Source organism: Neorhizobium sp. SOG26 (genome assembly GCF_003491345.1).
GTDB lineage: Bacteria > Pseudomonadota > Alphaproteobacteria > Rhizobiales > Rhizobiaceae > Neorhizobium > Neorhizobium turbinariae.
In genome coordinates, this window is the sequence record NZ_CP025512.1 from 2,765,939 (window position 1) to 2,782,022 (window position 16,084).

At 61.3% G+C, this 16,084-nt stretch carries 18 protein-coding genes; 8 read left to right on the forward strand and 10 right to left on the reverse strand.

The genetic code is table 11. The annotated features are described in order from the left end of the window. Nucleotides 1–20: 20 nt before the first annotated feature. Nucleotides 21–506 carry a tellurite resistance TerB family protein gene (locus CYG48_RS13735; protein ID WP_118850892.1) on the forward strand — a complete coding sequence of 162 codons (486 nt, stop codon included), beginning with the start codon at nucleotides 21–23 and terminating at the stop codon, nucleotides 504–506. A 3-nt stretch (nucleotides 507–509) separates the two neighbouring features. Here the strand turns inward: CYG48_RS13735 and CYG48_RS13740 are convergent, their stop codons facing one another. After that, nucleotides 510–1,745 carry an MFS transporter gene (locus CYG48_RS13740; protein WP_118850893.1) on the reverse strand — a complete coding sequence of 412 codons (1,236 nt, stop codon included), beginning with the start codon at nucleotides 1,743–1,745 and terminating at the stop codon, nucleotides 510–512. Nucleotides 1,746–1,886: 141 nt separating this feature from the next. On the opposite strand from CYG48_RS13740, the gene CYG48_RS13745 reads away from it, so the two are divergent. Next, entirely contained in the window at nucleotides 1,887–2,177 is a 291-nt protein-coding gene (locus tag CYG48_RS13745; protein ID WP_118850894.1) for a YggT family protein, read from the forward strand. Continuing rightward, nucleotides 2,174–2,479, forward strand: coding sequence for a DUF167 domain-containing protein (locus CYG48_RS13750; RefSeq protein WP_118850895.1), 306 nt, complete (start codon nucleotides 2,174–2,176; stop codon nucleotides 2,477–2,479). The genes CYG48_RS13745 and CYG48_RS13750 overlap by 4 nt, the downstream gene beginning before the upstream one ends. Before the next feature lie 9 nt (nucleotides 2,480–2,488). On the opposite strand, the gene ppa is transcribed toward CYG48_RS13750, so the two are convergent. The 4 genes from ppa to CYG48_RS13770 all read right to left on the reverse strand — a co-directional run bounded on the left by ppa (nucleotide 2,489) and on the right by CYG48_RS13770 (nucleotide 8,011). Further along, nucleotides 2,489–3,028 carry an inorganic diphosphatase gene (ppa, locus tag CYG48_RS13755; RefSeq protein ID WP_118850896.1) on the reverse strand — a complete coding sequence of 180 codons (540 nt, stop codon included), beginning with the start codon at nucleotides 3,026–3,028 and terminating at the stop codon, nucleotides 2,489–2,491. A 146-nt stretch (nucleotides 3,029–3,174) separates the two neighbouring features. Beyond that, nucleotides 3,175–3,681: a GNAT family N-acetyltransferase gene (locus CYG48_RS13760; protein WP_118850897.1), complete on the reverse strand. Its 507-nt coding sequence runs from the start codon at nucleotides 3,679–3,681 to the stop codon at nucleotides 3,175–3,177. A gap of 199 nt (nucleotides 3,682–3,880) precedes the next feature. Further along, on the reverse strand, nucleotides 3,881–5,701 hold the full coding sequence (typA, locus tag CYG48_RS13765; protein WP_118850898.1) for a translational GTPase TypA: 1,821 nt from the start codon (nucleotides 5,699–5,701) through the stop codon (nucleotides 3,881–3,883). A 222-nt stretch (nucleotides 5,702–5,923) separates the two neighbouring features. Next, the gene (locus tag CYG48_RS13770) at nucleotides 5,924–8,011 is read right to left on the reverse strand and encodes a M3 family metallopeptidase (RefSeq protein ID WP_118850899.1); all 2,088 of its coding nucleotides are present in this window, start codon (nucleotides 8,009–8,011) and stop codon (nucleotides 5,924–5,926) included. A 190-nt stretch (nucleotides 8,012–8,201) separates the two neighbouring features. Here CYG48_RS13770 and CYG48_RS13775 point away from each other — a divergent pair, with 190 nt between their 5' ends. After that, a complete protein-coding gene (locus tag CYG48_RS13775; protein WP_150132730.1) occupies nucleotides 8,202–8,627 on the forward strand; it encodes a hypothetical protein in 426 nt (141 codons plus the stop codon). 10 nt (nucleotides 8,628–8,637) lie between these two features. On the opposite strand, the gene CYG48_RS13780 is transcribed toward CYG48_RS13775, so the two are convergent. After that, nucleotides 8,638–9,279, reverse strand: a complete 642-nt coding sequence (locus CYG48_RS13780) for a LysE family translocator (RefSeq protein WP_118851661.1) — start codon at nucleotides 9,277–9,279, stop codon at nucleotides 8,638–8,640. A 149-nt stretch (nucleotides 9,280–9,428) separates the two neighbouring features. Between CYG48_RS13780 and CYG48_RS13785 the strand changes: the two genes are divergently transcribed. Both CYG48_RS13785 and CYG48_RS13790 read left to right on the forward strand, forming a co-directional pair. Continuing rightward, a complete protein-coding gene (locus CYG48_RS13785) occupies nucleotides 9,429–9,893 on the forward strand; it encodes a MarR family winged helix-turn-helix transcriptional regulator (RefSeq protein ID WP_118850901.1) in 465 nt (154 codons plus the stop codon). Between the two features lie 22 nt (nucleotides 9,894–9,915). Continuing rightward, nucleotides 9,916–11,088: a multidrug effflux MFS transporter gene (locus CYG48_RS13790; protein ID WP_118850902.1), complete on the forward strand. Its 1,173-nt coding sequence runs from the start codon at nucleotides 9,916–9,918 to the stop codon at nucleotides 11,086–11,088. Between the two features lie 56 nt (nucleotides 11,089–11,144). On the opposite strand, the gene CYG48_RS13795 is transcribed toward CYG48_RS13790, so the two are convergent. Further along, nucleotides 11,145–12,368 (reverse strand): argininosuccinate synthase, encoded by a 1,224-nt coding sequence (locus CYG48_RS13795; protein ID WP_118851662.1) that lies wholly within the window; start codon nucleotides 12,366–12,368, stop codon nucleotides 11,145–11,147. Between the two features lie 111 nt (nucleotides 12,369–12,479). Further along, nucleotides 12,480–12,596 carry a type II toxin-antitoxin system RelE/ParE family toxin gene (locus CYG48_RS22915; RefSeq protein WP_199925147.1) on the reverse strand — a complete coding sequence of 39 codons (117 nt, stop codon included), beginning with the start codon at nucleotides 12,594–12,596 and terminating at the stop codon, nucleotides 12,480–12,482. 183 nt (nucleotides 12,597–12,779) lie between these two features. Between CYG48_RS22915 and CYG48_RS13805 the strand changes: the two genes are divergently transcribed. Further along, nucleotides 12,780–13,637 carry an SDR family NAD(P)-dependent oxidoreductase gene (locus CYG48_RS13805; RefSeq protein WP_118850904.1) on the forward strand — a complete coding sequence of 286 codons (858 nt, stop codon included), beginning with the start codon at nucleotides 12,780–12,782 and terminating at the stop codon, nucleotides 13,635–13,637. Nucleotides 13,638–13,716: 79 nt separating this feature from the next. Next, the gene (locus CYG48_RS13810) at nucleotides 13,717–14,358 is read left to right on the forward strand and encodes a LysE family translocator (protein ID WP_118850905.1); all 642 of its coding nucleotides are present in this window, start codon (nucleotides 13,717–13,719) and stop codon (nucleotides 14,356–14,358) included. A 21-nt stretch (nucleotides 14,359–14,379) separates the two neighbouring features. On the opposite strand, the gene CYG48_RS13815 is transcribed toward CYG48_RS13810, so the two are convergent. Together CYG48_RS13815 and CYG48_RS13820 are read right to left on the reverse strand one after the other, a co-directional pair. Beyond that, the gene (locus CYG48_RS13815; protein WP_118850906.1) at nucleotides 14,380–15,174 is read right to left on the reverse strand and encodes an ABC transporter ATP-binding protein; all 795 of its coding nucleotides are present in this window, start codon (nucleotides 15,172–15,174) and stop codon (nucleotides 14,380–14,382) included. Continuing rightward, a complete protein-coding gene (locus CYG48_RS13820; RefSeq protein ID WP_118851663.1) occupies nucleotides 15,171–16,052 on the reverse strand; it encodes an ABC transporter permease in 882 nt (293 codons plus the stop codon). Before CYG48_RS13820 ends, CYG48_RS13815 begins: the two co-directional genes overlap by 4 nt. Nucleotides 16,053–16,084: the final 32 nt, after the last annotated feature.

Here is a 16,084-nt window from a genome sequence, read left to right on the forward strand (position 1 = left end):
GGACGAGGGCCTGGGGAAACATGTTCGATCGCATACAGGCATTTCTCCAGACCCTGACAAGCCGAAGCGACACAAGAGAATTTGCACCCGATGATCCCCGGGTCGCCTTCGTGGCGCTTTGCTTCCAGGTGATGGAGGCAGATGGCCATGTGTCGGAAAGCGAGCAGAAGCGGTTCCGCGATCTCCTGCGGGAAAGGTATGATCTCACCGAGGATCGCCTGAAGGCGCTGATTGCAGTCGGGCGCGATGCCGGCAGCCAGGCCGTCGACTATTACCGTTTCACCTCGGATCTGAGGCGCCACCTCGTCAACGAGGAGGATCGCGTCGAGCTGCTCGGCAGCCTGTGGGATCTGGTTTATGCTGATGGCAAGCGCAACGAGATCGAGGATCACGTGATCTGGCGGATTGCCGATCTTCTGGGCGTTTCGTCGCGCGAACGCGTGCTCCAGCGACAGCAGGCCGCCGCCCGCATCGGCTCCGGCGACACGGCCGAAGCCGAGGCCTAAGCGTCAGCGCTGCGGCGCTTCCAGGCTGTCGATCTTGCGAAGTTTCGGGAAACCCAGCGACCAGATGGCCGCCACGGCCAACGTGCCGATGCCGCCAATGACCACCGCAGGAACGGCACCGAAGATCGACGCCATGGTGCCGGCGCGGAACTCGCCAAGCTCATTGGATGCCCCGACAAACACCATGTTGACCGCATTGACCCGGCCGCGCACTTCATCCGGCGTCCAGAGCGCGATCAGCGTTTCGCGGACATAGACCGAGATCATGTCAGAGGCGCCCATCAGCATCAGCGACCCGATCGACAGCCACGGCGTGGCGGACAGGCCGAATACGAGCGTGCCGACACCGAACAGCGCAACCCCGATAAACATCGCATGGCCGGCATGGTGGCGGATCGGATAGAAGGCAAGCAGAACGGCCACGACGATCGCACCAACACCTGGAGCTGCACGCAACATGCCAAGCCCCCAGGGCCCGAGTTCGAGGATATCGCGCGCGAAGATCGGCATCAGCGCTACCGCGCCCCCGAGAAGCACTGCGAACAGATCAAGCGAGATGGCGCCGAGCACCACCTTTTCACCGGAGATGAAGCGGAAGCCCGCAAGGATCTCGCCCCAGCTCACCTTGTTAGCGGCATTGCGCTGCGGCGGCTTGGGGATCATGAACATCATGATCGCGGCGAGCACCAGGAACAGCAGCGCCACGGAATAGGCAGCAACGGCACTTGCGCCATAGAGCAAGCCGCCGAAGACCGGGCCGAGGATGGAGGCCGTCTGCCAGGACGAGGAGTTCCAGGCAATCGCGTTCGGCAGGTCCTGTTCGGGAACGAGGTTGGGCCCGAGCGACTGGACGGCCGGCCCCATGAAGGCGCGCTCGATGCCGAAGACGATGAGGATCGCAAACACCAGCCATGGCGCAAACGAGTTGGTGATCGTCAGGAACAGCAGCGCTGCAGAGCACATGGCACCGACAACCATGCAGATCGAGACGATCACGCGCCGGTTATAACGGTCGGCAACCGACCCGGTAACGAGGATCAGCAGCAGCGATGGCAGGAACTGGAAAAGGCCGATCAGCCCGAGGTAAAGCGGGTTGCGGGTCTCGTCATACATCTGCCAGCCGACTGCGACACTGACGATCTGGATCGAGAAGGCAGCCAGGAACCGCGAAAAGAAGAAGAGCGCGTACGACCGGTGCCGGAAAGCGGCGAAACGATCGCCAGATGCAGGAATGGACATGAGGCAGTCACTTTCACCATGGCCGAAGCCGGCACTGTTTGCGCCCGCTGTTAAACATGATTCGGACGAGGCGGCGGAGCGGCACTTGCTCGTTAGTTCTCCAATGTCTACATGTCTGTCAACAACGAATTGGAGACCTGAATGCTCGCCCTGTTTCAGACCATAGATTTGGCCTTGAACCTTTACACCTGGGTGCTGATCGCCAGTGCCATCTTCTCCTGGCTGTACGCCTTCAACGTCATCAATTCGCGCAACCAGTTCGTGGATTCGGTCGGACGTTTTCTGTTCAACGTGACTGAACCGGTCCTGCGCCCGATCCGCCGCGTCATGCCGAACCTCGGCGGCATCGATATCTCGCCGGTGATCCTGCTCCTCATCATCTTCTTCATTCGCTCGCTGATGTGGACGTCGATCTACCCCGCCCTGGCTTGAGCACGGCATACACGATTTACCCGGATCATCTGCGGCTCGCGGTGCGGCTCACGCCCAACGCGGGCCGCAACAGCATTGACGGGTTCGAGACGGCCGCGGACGGCGAGGCTTACCTGAAGGCGCGGGTGACCGCCGTTCCGGAGGATGGCAAGGCCAACAAGGCGCTCATCCTGCTTCTTTCCAAGACCTACCGGATCCCGAAGTCTTCGATCTCCTTCGTGTCCGGCGAAACGGCGCGCAAAAAAATCCTCCGGATCGAGGGCGACCCGGAGGATTTGAAGGCAAAGCTCGAGAAAGGCTGAAGCCGAAGCTTACTTCTTCTTCTCGGCTTCGTAGCGGGCGATCGCGTCGATGATCATCTGCTTGGCAACGTCGACATCCTTCCAGCCGTCGATCTTCACCCACTTGCCGGGCTCCAGATCCTTGTAGTGCTCGAAGAAATGCTCGATCTGCTTGAGGGTGATCTCAGGCATGTCGGTGTAGTTCTTGATCTTGTCGTAACGCTGGGTGAGCTTCGGCACCGGCACGGCGATGATCTTCTCGTCCTTGCCGCCGTCGTCTTCCATCACCATCACGCCGATCGGGCGGACGTTGATGACGCAGCCCGGAACCAGCGGACGGGTGTTGCAGATCAAAACGTCGATCGGGTCGCCATCTTCCGAAAGCGTGTGCGGCACGAAACCGTAGTTACCCGGATAGGTCATCGGCGTGTACAGGAACCGGTCGACGATCAGCGCGCCCGCTTCCTTGTCCATTTCGTACTTGATCGGTTGGCCGCCGACAGGCACTTCGACAATGACGTTCACATCCTCGGGCGGATTCTTGCCAACGGCAATCGCATCGATACGCATTCTATTCCTCAGGTAAGGCTTGTTAAGGTGCTGCGTCACTAGCGGGATTCAGGCTGCAAGGCAACAAAGCTTTGGACGCAAGGTTAAGTTGCGGACGGTCAGGTCCGCGAAAGAAGAACCTCTCTTCATGAACGCAGAGGCGTGGTTCAGGACCAGACGAAGCCGAGCTTCTTCAACTGCACGCCGTCAAAATCTTCCATGCCTTCGGCGATGTCAACGCCGCCGTGGCGACGGAAGAAACGGGCCGCATGCTCGCTGTCTTCAAGGCACCAGACCACCATGCCTTCGCAGCCGAGCGACTTCAACAGCCGGCGACTTTCGCCGAACAGCCGGCGGCCAAGCCCGATGCCCTGAAATTCCGGGCGCAGGTACAGTTCATAGACTTCGCCGTCATATGGCAGCGCCCGCGCACGGTTGAGCCCGACGGTTGCATATCCGGCAATCTGGCCAGCGACATCGAGTACGAGCAGGGTGGCCGGTCCGCGCGTTGCCTTGCGCCACCAGTTCTCGCCGCGACGCTCCAGCATCTGGGTCAGCGGCTTGTGGGGGATCAACCCGGCATAAGCCTGTGTCCATGCTTCCCGGTGGGTTTCCGAGATAGCACGAGCATCTTGCGGCTCCGCGCGCCGGACATCGATCGACAACGTCTTCATAACGTTAACTATGGTCCCGCCCGGGTACAATCGCCATACGCATTTCCAGAGCGTTAACGATTGCCCACAGACTTATCATGTGGACGACATGGCAACGTTAACGTGTTTTCAACCTTTTCGACAAGAGCGGGAACAACGGCAAATACTAAAAAACCCCGGCATCTCTGCCGGGGTTCTGGTTCGTGCGATCGATGGCGGATCAGCCGGCCATCTTCGACTTTTCGTAGCGCTTGCGATCGTTCGGATCGAGGTACATCTTGCGGAGACGGATCGACTTCGGCGTCACTTCCATCAGCTCGTCGTCCTGGATCCAGGACAGGGCGCGGTCGAGCGTCATGCGGATCGGCGGGGTCAGCTTCACGGCTTCATCCTTGCCGGCGGCGCGGATGTTGGTGAGCTGCTTGCCCTTGAGCACGTTGACTTCCAGGTCGTTGTCACGGCTGTGGATGCCGATGATCATGCCCTGGTAGACCTTTTCGCCCGGCTCGATAATCATCGGGCCACGGTCTTCGAGGTTGAACATGGCATAGGCCACGGCTTCACCCGAACCGTTCGACAGGAGCACGCCGTTGACGCGACCACCGATCGGGCCCTTGTAAGGCTGGTAGTCGTGGAACAGGCGGTTCATGATCGCCGTGCCGCGCGTATCGGTCAGCAGTTCCGACTGGTAGCCGATCAGGCCGCGGGTCGGAGCGTAGAAGCGCAGGCGCAGGCGGTTGCCGCCCGACGGACGCAGCTCGACCATTTCGCCCTTGCGCTCGGACATCTTCTGAACGACGACGCCGGAATGCTCTTCATCGACGTCGATGACGACTTCTTCGATCGGCTCCATGAGGTTGCCGTTTTCGTCATTGTGCATGACGACGCGCGGACGCGACACGGCAAGCTCGAAACCTTCGCGACGCATGGTCTCGATAAGAACGGCGAGCTGCAATTCGCCACGGCCGGACACGTAGAAGGAGTCCTTGCCTTCGGCTTCTTCGATCTTCAGCGCGACGTTGCCTTCAGCTTCCTTGAAGAGGCGGTCACGGATGACGCGCGAGGTGACCTTGTCGCCTTCGGTGCCGGCAAGCGGGCTGTCGTTGACGATGAAGGACATCGTGACAGTCGGCGGGTCGATCGGCTGGGCCTTCATCGGCTCGGTGACGGACGGGTCGCAGAACGTGTCGGCAACCGTGCCCTTAGAGAGGCCCGCGATGGCAACGATGTCGCCCGCAACGGCTTCATCGATCGGCTGGCGCTCGATGCCGCGGAACGCGAGGATCTTGGAGATACGGCCGGTCTCGACCGTCTTGCCGTCCTGGCTGAGAACCTTGACCGGCTGGTTCGGCTTGATCGAGCCGGATGCGATGCGCCCAGTGATCAGGCGGCCGAGGAAGGGGTTGGATTCGAGCAGCGTACCGATCATCCGGAACGGGCCTTCGCCGACATTCGGCTCCGGAACATGTTCCAGCACCAGGTCGAGCAGCGGAGCGAGACCATCTTCAACCGGGCCTTCCGGCGCGGTGTTCATCCAGCCGGCGCGGCCGGAACCGTAGAGGATCGGGAAGTCGAGCTGCTCATCGGTTGCGTCAAGTGCGGCGAACAGGTCGAAGACCTCGTTGACGACTTCTTCGTGACGGGCGTCGGGACGGTCGATCTTGTTGATCGCGACGATCGGGCGGAGGCCGACCTTCAGGGCCTTGCCGACCACGAACTTGGTCTGCGGCATCGGGCCTTCCGAGGAGTCGACGAGAACGATGGCGCCGTCCACCATCGACAGGATACGCTCAACTTCGCCGCCGAAGTCGGCGTGGCCGGGCGTGTCGACGATGTTGATGCGGGTGCCCTTCCATTCAATGGAGGTCGCCTTGGCAAGAATGGTAATGCCGCGCTCTTTTTCCAGGTCGTTCGAGTCCATCATGCGCTCGACGGTGCGCTGGTTCTCGCGGAACGAGCCGGACTGCTTCAGCAGCTCGTCGACCAGGGTCGTTTTCCCATGGTCAACGTGTGCGATAATCGCAATATTTCGCATTTTCATTGTTAAAGATCTCTAGGTTGTAGGGCGCAATGCTTGGGAGGCGCCGAATTCGCTTGGCGGCCTCTTACCTGCTTTTTGCCGATCGCGAAAGGGGGCGAGCGACATTGGCCGCCCGCAGCGCCGTTTGCGGACGGTGGATTTGGCTGCGAAGCGCCCGGCGGAGTACCGCCGGCACGCCGATATTGCCGGGCGAAATCGGGCGTCGCGGCGCCCGGACTAGCTTCAGGCGTCGCTGCCAGCGAGTTCGCCGACCATGGCGAGCCCCTTCTTCTTCAGCATGGCCTGCGGGTCCGGCAACTTGCCCCGGAAGGCCTTGTAGGTTTCTTCCGGATCGACCGAACCGCCAACCGAATAGATGTTGTTCTTGAGCTTGCGGGCCATCACCGGGTCGAAGACATTGCCGCTTTCCTCGAAGGCGGCAAATGCATCGGCATCCAGCACTTCAGACCACATGTAGGAATAATAGCCGGCCGAATAGCCGTCGCCCGAGAACACGTGCTGGAAGTGCGGCGTGGCATGCCGCATGACAATCGATGCCGGCATCTTCAGCTCATCGAGAACCTGCGCCTGCACGGCCATCGGATCATCGACCGCATCGCGCGTATGGAAGGCCATGTCGACAAGCGCCGACGAGGTGAATTCGACCGTCGCAAAGCCGGCGTTGAAGGTGCGGGCCGCGAGCACCTTGTCAAGCAGCGCCTTCGGCATCGGCTCCCCGGTCTCGTAATGGACGGCGTATTTTTCGAGGATTTCCGGCACGGTCAGCCAATGCTCGTAAAGCTGCGACGGCAGCTCGACGAAGTCGCGTGCGACGCCGGTGCCGGAAACGGACGGGTAGACGACATCCGACAACATGCCATGCAGCGCGTGGCCGAATTCATGGAAGAGCGTGCGCGCGTCATCGAGGGATAGCAGCGCCGGCTTGCCTTCGGCAGGCTTTGCGAAGTTGCAGACATTGTAGATGATCGGGATTTCGCCTTGAGCGCCGTTCTTGAGAGGCAGTTTGTGCTGCGACTGGAACGAGCTCATCCATGCACCGGAGCGCTTGGATGGACGGGCGAAATAGTCGCCGAGGAAGAGCGCCTTCAGGCCACCCTTTTCGTCGCGGATTTCGAAGACGCGCACATCGGGATGATATGCGGTGATGCCCTTCACCTCGACCGCCTTGATGCCGAACAGCCGTTCGGCAACATCGAAGCAGGCCTCGATGATCTTTTCGAGCTGCAGATAAGGCTTCAACTCGGTTTCGGAGAAGTTGAACATCCGCTGGCGAAGCTTCTCGGCGTAATGGCGCCAATCCCAGGGCGTCACCTCGTGGTTCTTGCCTTCCTCCGAAATCAGGCCGGCAAGGCTTGCCTCTTCCTCGAGCGCCTTGGCACGTGCCTTGTCCCAGACCTTGTGCAGGAGACCGTTCACGGCCTCCGGTGTCTTGGCCATGGTGTTGTCGAGCTTGAAGGCTGCGAAATTATCATAACCCAGTAGCTTTGCCTTTTCGGCGCGAAGGGCCAGCACTTCCTTGACGATCGCCAGGTTGTCCGTTTCGCCGCCATTGGCGCCGCGTGCGACCCACGCCTTGAACGCCTGCTCGCGCAGGTCGCGGCGGGTCGAGAAGGTGAGGAAGGGCTCGATGATCGAGCGCGACAGCGTCACGGCATAACCATCCGCCTCGCCACGCTCACGCGCCGCAGCTGCCATGGCATCCCGCAGGAACTGTGGAAGGCCCTCAAGTTCTGCCTCTTGGGTCAGTTTCAGCGACCAAGATTTCTCGTCGCCCAGCACGTTCTGGCCGAACTTCGCGCCGAGCCCGGCAAGCTTCTCATTGATGTCAGCCAGCCGCTCCTGCTCTGCCTTGGGCAGCTTTGCGCCAGCGCGAACAAATCCCTTCCAGTGGCGCTCAAGCACCCGCTCCTGCTCCACCGACAGATTAAGCTCTGCCCGTTTTTCCCACAGCGCATCGATGCGTGCGAAGAGCGCCGCATTCATGCCGATCTTCGAATAATGGCGCGACATCTTCGGGGCGATCTCGCGCTCCAGCGCCTGGATGTTTTCATTGGTGTGGGCGCCGGCCTTGCCCCAGAACAGCGAGGATACCCGCGACAGCTCATCGCCTGCCGTTTCCAGCGCAACCACCGTGTTCTCGAAGGTCGGAGGCTCGGCATTGGCCGCAATGGCGTCGATCTCGGTCTCATGCGCAGCAAGCGCCGCGTCAAACGCCGGCGCAAAGTCCTCATCCCTGATCTGGTCGAAGCGTGGAAGCCCATGATGGCCATCCCAGGTGGTGAGCGCGGGATTGACGGATAGATCAGACATGCGGGAAATCCTCTTCAGCGATACGTGGCATCCATATAGTGATGGCGCCGCCGGATGCAGTATGCACAGCCGAGATTTCGAGCTCCAGCAGGAAATTACACCCAATAATTAACGTCTGTTAACCATTTGACGTGCCGCGGCGCGGGCGGGTAGTTTGCGCCCAACACATCCGATGGATCAGGACACAGCCGTGGAAATCAACTCCCTGCGCTGGCCAACCAATCTGCTGCAGCGAGATAATTCTCGACAGGCCAAGATCGAGAAACCTCTGCAACAGGCGGAAAGCCGGCAGAGCAAGATCGTCTTTCATGTGCCCGAGGTAGATGAACGACAGACCGACTTTTCTTCCATCTCACCGCGCGAACTGCGCGCCCTTGCCTGGCAGAATTACCAGGCAGGACGGATCGATCAGGAAACCTTCCTGACGCTGTCGGAAGAGCTGCCGATGCATGCGATCGACGCGCATGGCCAGGTGCTCGACTTGTCCGGCATCACCGATGATACCGGCTTCGACTTCTGGAACTACTATCGTGACCAGTTGCAGATCGCGATGTCGCTGGGAGACGCACCGCGCGCCGAGGTGCTGAAATCGGTGCTCGCCTTTATCGAGATCTGATCGAGGGGCTCTAAGACCGCCGAAGCGACAGCAGGTTTGGCGCCGAATGCCACAGGGCCTGCAGGGCAAAGCCGATGAACAGCAGGCCGGACAGCCGCACGATGATCGTTTCGTGGCGACGGTAAAAGCGGCGGACGACACCAGCGCCGATGACGCCGAGAAGCACGAGGTCGGCAACAAGGAAGCCGAGCAGCGATACCGCGAGCAGGATCGGAAGCTCGGAGAATTCGAGCGCGTCAGAGGAGCTTGCGAGCAGCGCCGTGAAGGTTGCGAGTGCCACAGGGTATCCCTTGGGATTTGTGAGGCCGAAGATGAGACCACGCCGCAAAGGTCTCTCAACGGTCATTATCGAGCCTCCGTTTTCCTTCGGTCGCGCCTTCAGTGCGCTCCAGCCGATCCAGCCGAGGTAGAGGCCGCAGAACACACCGAGGATATCGAACAGCGTCGTGCCAACCGTCTTGGCACCGATGATGGCGATGAGCGCGAGGCTCGACCACAGGACATCGCCGGCCAGATGTCCGCCCATGAAGAAGGCGCCGGCCTGCCGGCCCTGTCCGGCGCCGATGCCGAGCAGTTGCAGGAAGGCAGGACCCGGAATGAGCGTATAGGCAAGCGCTGCCAGGAAAGCGCCGACAAGCAGCGAAGACGTCATGTTGGATCCCCATCCGCGATTGAAGCAATCAATAAAGCGGCTCATGGCCCTGTCAATCGGCGAACACGCAGTCTTCAGTTTGCCTTGAATGAGAATGATAGTAAGAGAACCTTAATAAACCGACCGGCGAAAGCGACCGACCCCCCAACATGAACAGCCTGAGTTTCCTGATCGCTGACAACGCCCGCCTGTTGCGGGCGGTGTTCGAGCGACGTATCGCGCAAGCAGGACTGAGCCTCACCCCTGGCGAAGCCCGCGCGCTCCTTAACATTGCCGCAGCAGATGGCAGCCGTCAGCTCGACATAGCCGCCCGCATGAGCGTCGAGCCGATGACGCTTTGCGCCTACCTCGACAAGCTGCAGGTGCTGGGGCTGATCGAACGGCAACAATGCACCGCAGACCGGCGCGCCAAGCGCATCAACCTGACCGACAGCGCCCAGGAGATGATCACGGCGCTCAACCAGGAGATCGAACTGATCCTCGCCCAGGCGACCGAAGGCCTGGATGATCGGACAAAGGAGGTGCTCGTGCAGGCCATGGCATCCGTCCACGCCAACCTGCAAGCGCTTAATTCCGTGCAACAGCCTCAGCCCGAGTCCGATGAAAGCCGATAACATTCCTCCCGTCCCTGCCCGCATGAGCGAGCGCCGCACGACGATGATCGGCGCCCTGCTGACGGCAATCGGCCCGATCTCGATGGCGATCTATACACCGGCCATGCCGGAACTGGTGCGCGCCTTCGACACGACCGAAGCAGCGATCAAGATGTCGCTTTCGCTCTATTTTGCAGGCTTTGCGCTGGCGCAGCTGTGTGCCGGGCCTATGTCCGACGCCTTCGGCCGCCGAAAGGCGTCTCTTGTCTTCCTGCTGATCTACCTTGGCGGCTCGCTGATCGCAGCCCTTGCGCCAAGCGTCGAATGGATCCTCGCCGGACGCCTCGTTCAGGGTATCGGCGCCTCCGTCGGCATCACCGTGTCGCGCGCGATCGTTCGCGACCAGTTCAACGGCCCGGATGCGGCGCGCATCCTCAACATGATGAACATCATCCTGGCCATCGGGCCGGCGCTCGGTCCAACGATCGGCGGACTGGCACTCGCCGGCTTCGGCTGGCGGGCGATCTTCCTGCTGATGGTGGGCTTTGGCGCTCTGCTGCTCTTCCTCTCGACCGTGTGCATGAAGGAGACGACGGTGCCTGATCCGAGCCGGGTGAAGCCGGCGCGTCTGGTGCAAGCCTATGGCGAGATAATCGGGCAGAAGCGGTTTCTCTTCACCGCCGTCGTGCTGGCAGGTGCGGTGGGATCGATGTATGCGCAGGCTGCCGTACTGCCCTTCATCCTGATCGAGCGGGTGGGCCTCACCCCCACCCAGTTCGGCATGAGCATGCTGATGCAGTCGGGCTTCTACCTGATGGGTTCGATCTGCCTTCGTTTCGTCTCGAAGTGGCTTGCCGCCGAACGCGCGCCCGTGATTGGCCTGATGCTGAGCGGGACTGGCGCGCTGGCGATCGCCATTTCCACCCAGGTCTTCCCGCCGTCGTTCGCCTCGATCATGGTGCCGGTCGCGATCTGCGCCGTCGGGATCGCCTTCGTCATCCCCTATATCACCGCTGCCGGCCTGATGCCCTTCCCGCATATTGCAGGCTCCGCCTCGGCGATGATGGGCTTCATCCAGATGACCGCGGGTTTCGTTGGCGGTGTCGCAGCCGCCTCGATCGGCGAGCCGGTGATCGCCTTCGGCATCATCATCCCGCTGATGCACTTCGCGGCGATCTGCGCCTATATCGGCTATCGCAAGACAAGCCGGCGCTAAAGAAAAAGCCCGCCTCCGACTGGAGACGGGCCTGCTAATTTCAGGTAGCGGAAGTTTTACTTCTGGAGGTTGCGCTTTGCGAGCGTGCGAAGGCGCAGTGCGTTGAGCTTGATGAAGCCAGCTGCATCCTTCTGGTCATAAGCGCCTTGGTCGTCCTCGAAGGTGACGAGCTTGTCGGAGTAGAGCGACTTCTCGCTCTCGCGGCCGATCACCATGACATTGCCCTTGTAGAGCTTCAGCGTCACTTCGCCTTCCACATGCTCCTGGCTCTTGTCGATCAGGGCCTGCAGCATTTCGCGCTCCGGCGAGAACCAGAAGCCGTAGTAGATGAGCTCCGCGTAACGCGGCATCAACTCATCCTTGAGGTGGGCGGCACCACGGTCAAGCGTGATGGATTCGATGGCGCGGTGGGCTGCAAGAAGGATCGTGCCGCCGGGCGTTTCATAGACGCCGCGCGACTTCATGCCGACGAACCGGTTCTCGACGAGGTCGAGGCGACCGATGCCGTTGTCACGGCCATAGTTGTTCAACGTCGCCAGCAGCGTTGCCGGAGACATGGCAACGCCATTGATGGAGACAGCATCGCCCTTGTTGAAGCCGATCTTGATGACAGTCGCCTTGTCCGGAGCGGCTTCCGGCGAGATCGTGCGCATGTGCACGTATTCCGGTGCTTCCTGCGCCGGGTCTTCAAGAACCTTGCCTTCGGACGAGGAGTGCAGGAGGTTAGCGTCGACCGAGAACGGCGCCTCGCCCATCTTGTCCTTCGAAACCGGGATCTGGTTCTGTTCGGCGAAGTTCAGGAGGTCGGTACGGCTCTTGAAGGCCCAGTCGCGCCAAGGCGCGATCACCTTGATGTCCGGGTTCAGTGCATAGGCAGAAAGCTCGAAGCGAACCTGGTCGTTGCCCTTGCCGGTCGCGCCATGGGCGATCGCGTCAGCACCGGTCTTGCGGGCGATGTCGATGAGATGCTTGGAGATCAGCGGGCGAGCGATCGAGGTGCCAAGCAGGTAGACGCCTTCGTAGACGGCGTTGGCGCGGAACATCGGGAAGACGAAATCGCGCACGAATTCTTCGCGGACGTCCTCGATATAGATTTCCTTGATGCCGAGCATCTCCGCTTTCTTGCGGGCCGGCTCCAGTTCTTCGCCCTGGCCGAGGTCCGCCGTAAAGGTGACCACTTCGGCACCCAGTTCGGTCTGCAGCCATTTGAGGATGATCGAGGTATCGAGACCGCCGGAATAGGCGAGAACGACCTTCTTTACGTCTTTCGGAAGTGCCATGTCGAAGTTGTCCGTCTGCGAGTGGTGCGGCTCTGAAGCCGTCATAGCGGGAATGGCGGCACTTTTAGCGAGTTTCCGGTGCCGCGCAAGGAAAACAAAGGTCGCACGGGTTCACAGATGGCGACTGATATTCATGCGCTGGTGCAGAATGCGAACGATCACTATCCGCGTATCCAAATTTCGGTAGATAATGAAATGCGGTCGGTGGGCCAGTGCCAGATTGCCCACCCTCAACCATGGATATCTCGTCCAGGAACGGGCCGACTACGTTGCAAGATCATCCACGGTGTCGAGGTGATCGTGCCCATCGAGCGTGTTCCCTTGCGACGTTGCCGTCGTGTTGACAGGTATGGACGAGGGTACCATATCCCGCCGGGGCTTTGAACAGCAGCGTTACAGGGGAGACCATTCATGGCCATTACGCATCCTGCTCTGAAGAAGGACAACGTTGCCGTTGTCACCGGTGCTGCCTCCGGCATCGGACTTGCTGCCGCAAAGGAATTTGCCCGCATGGGGCTTTCGGTCGTGCTGGCCGATCTCGAAGGCGACAGGCTTGCCGAAGCCTGCCGCGAGGTGGCCGCCCTTGCCGAAGGCGGCGAACATGATGTGGCTGCCATCGGTACCGATGTGTCCAAGCTGGACGAGGTGGCCGCACTGGAGCGCGCCGTCATCCAGCGCTTTGGCCGCGTGCATGTACTGATGAACAATGCTGGCATACAGCCCGGCAGCAGCATCTTTGGGCCACAGGCAAACTGGGACAATGTACTTTCGGTGAACCTGATGGGCGTCATCCATGGCAGCCGGATCTTTGGCCCGGCGATGATCGCACATGGCGAACCGGCACTTATCATCAATACCGGCTCCAAGCAGGGCATCACGACGCCGCCCGGCGATCCGGCCTACAATGTTGCGAAAGCCGGTGTGAAAGCCTTTACCGAGGCCCTGCAGCATGAGCTGCGCAACACCCCGAACTGCCAGGTGTCGGCGCATCTCCTGATCCCCGGCTTCGTTTACACGAACCTCACCAAGGGTGACCGCACGGAAAAACCCGCCGGCGCCTGGACACCCGAACAGACGGCGGAGTTCATGTTCAGGAGCCTGGAAAAGGGCGACTTCTACATTCTTTGCCCCGACAACGACGTCGACCGCCCGACGGACGAGCGGCGCATGGCCTGGGCGATCGGCGACATCATCGAAAACCGGCCGCCGCTGTCGCGCTGGCATCCCGATTTTGCCGATGCCGCGAAGGCGTACATCTCCAAGGCCTGAGCGCACGGATTGGCTGATTGGCACGGCCGCGAAAGCCGGATAAGGAAGCGCACCTCATCCGGCCATTCGAGTGCGACCCATGGACTACCTGCCGAGCCTTGCCACCCTTCTCGCCTTCAGCGCTGCCGCTCTTCTGCTGGCGATCACGCCAGGTCCGGACATGACGCTATCGATCAGCCGCGCACTTGGGCAAGGGCGGCGCCCGGCGCTATTCGTCGTGCTCGGCACCACGCTCGGCGTCGTCTGCCACACGCTGCTCGTCGCCTTTGGGATCGCCGCGCTCATCACCGCGTCGCCCACCGCCTTCTTCATCCTGAAGACGGGCGGTGCGGCTTACCTCCTGTGGCTTGCGATCCAGGCCGTGCGGTACGGCTCGAGCATTTCGGTCGAGAAGGTAGAGCGACCGGAAAGCAGCGCGCTCGCCAATATCTCGGTCGGCTTCTGGGTGAATATCCTCAACCCGAAGGTCATCATCTTCTTCATGACCTTCCTGCCGCAGTTCATCACCGCCACCGATCCGCATGTCACCGGCAAGCTGATCTTCCTGGGTTTCTACTTCATCGTCATCGGCATGCCGGTGAACCTCATCGTGGTCCTTGCGGCTGACAGGCTATCGGCCTGGCTGCAGGCCAATCCGAAGGTGCTGCGCGGGATCGACTACACCTTTGCCGGCGTCTTCTCGATCTTTGCGGCGAAGATTTTCATGACCCAGGCACGCTGAGCAACTGAGGCACGCCAAGCCTCAGCCAATCAGCAGGGCGTCGTCGTCCAGCGTTTCGTTGCGCATCCTGCGGAACATGGCGATCAGGTCTTCGACTTGCAGGTCCTTGCGGCTTTCGCCGCTGACATCGAGAACGATTTCCCCGCCATGCAGCATGATCGTGCGATGGCCGAAATCCAGCGCCTGGCGCATGGAATGTGTCACCATCAGCGTCGTCAGCTTGCGTTCCGATACGACCCGCTGGGTGAGCCGCATGATGAATTCCGCCATGCCGGGATCGAGCGCGGCCGTGTGTTCATCAAGAAGCAGGACGTCCGAGCCGGCAAGCGTCGCCATCACCAGCGAGACCGCCTGGCGCTGCCCGCCCGACAGAAGGTCCATGCGGTCCTTCATGCGGTTCTCGAGGCCAAGATTAAGCTCGGCGACGCGCTCCCGGAAATGCGAGCGCCGGTTTGGTCCAAGCGCTGCCTTCAGTCCCCGCCGCTCGCCACGCCGGGCCGCCAGTGCGAGATTTTCCTCGATCGACAAGGCGCCGCAGCTGCCCGTCAGCGGGTCCTGGAAAACGCGGGCGACAAGACCGGCCCGTGCGGCCGTCGGCTTGCGCGTCACGTCCGTCGTTCCGATCGTCACCTTGCCTTCATTTGGCAACACGTCGCCCGCCAGGACGCCGAGCAGCGTCGACTTGCCGGCGCCGTTCGAGCCGATCACCGTGACGAACGATCCCTGCTCGATCGTCAGGCTGACGCCTTTCAGCGCTTCCTTCTGGAGCGGAGTACCCTTGCCGAAGGTGACGTGGATGTTCTTGAGATCGATCATGACCTGGCTCCTCCGCGACGCAGTTGCGGCAGGATGAGCGCCACCGCCACCAGCACAGCCGTCACCAGGTTGAGGTCGGACGCCTTCAGCCCGAGCGCATCCGTCGACAGCGCAAGCTGGATGGCGATGCGGTAAAGGATCGAGCCGACGATGCAGCCGATCAGCGCGAGAAGGATGCCGCGGGCGCCAAACAGCGTCTCGCCGATGATGACTGCCGCCAGGCCGACGACGATGGTACCGACACCGGACGTGACGTCGGCAAATCCGTTGGTCTGTGCGAACAGTGCGCCGCCGAGCGCCACGAGCGCGTTCGACAACGCCAGCCCGAGATAGACTTGGCGACGTGTGTCGACGCCTTGGGCACGGGCCATCCGCGCATTGGCGCCGGTTGCCCGCATGGCAAGCCCCGCGTCGCTTTCAAGGAAGCGCCAGACGAGAACGACCGCGATCACCACCAGCACACCGACAAACAGCGGCCGCACATAAACTTCACGCATGCCGAGGCCAAAGAAGGGGCTGAGCATGGTATCGGCATTGATGAGGGCGACGTTCGGCTTGCCCATGACCCGCAGGTTGACCGAGAAAAGCGCGATCATCGTCAGGATCGAGGCGAGCAGGTTGAGGATGCGGAAGCGCACGTTGAGGAAGGCCGTGACGAGGCCCGCGAGCGCGCCCGCAACCATGGCAATCGCCGCCGCAAGCCATGGATTGAAGCCCCCCGTGATCAGCACGGCAGCAACCGCTGCGCCGAGCGGGAACGAGCCGTCCACCGTGAGGTCGGGAAAATCGAGCACCCGGAAGGTAAGGAATACGCCGATGGCAACAAAGGCGAAGACCAGCCCTAGTTCCACCGCGCCCCAAAAGGCAATCTGGCTCAGCACCCTGGTGCTCTCCTGCTTTATCCGCCAAA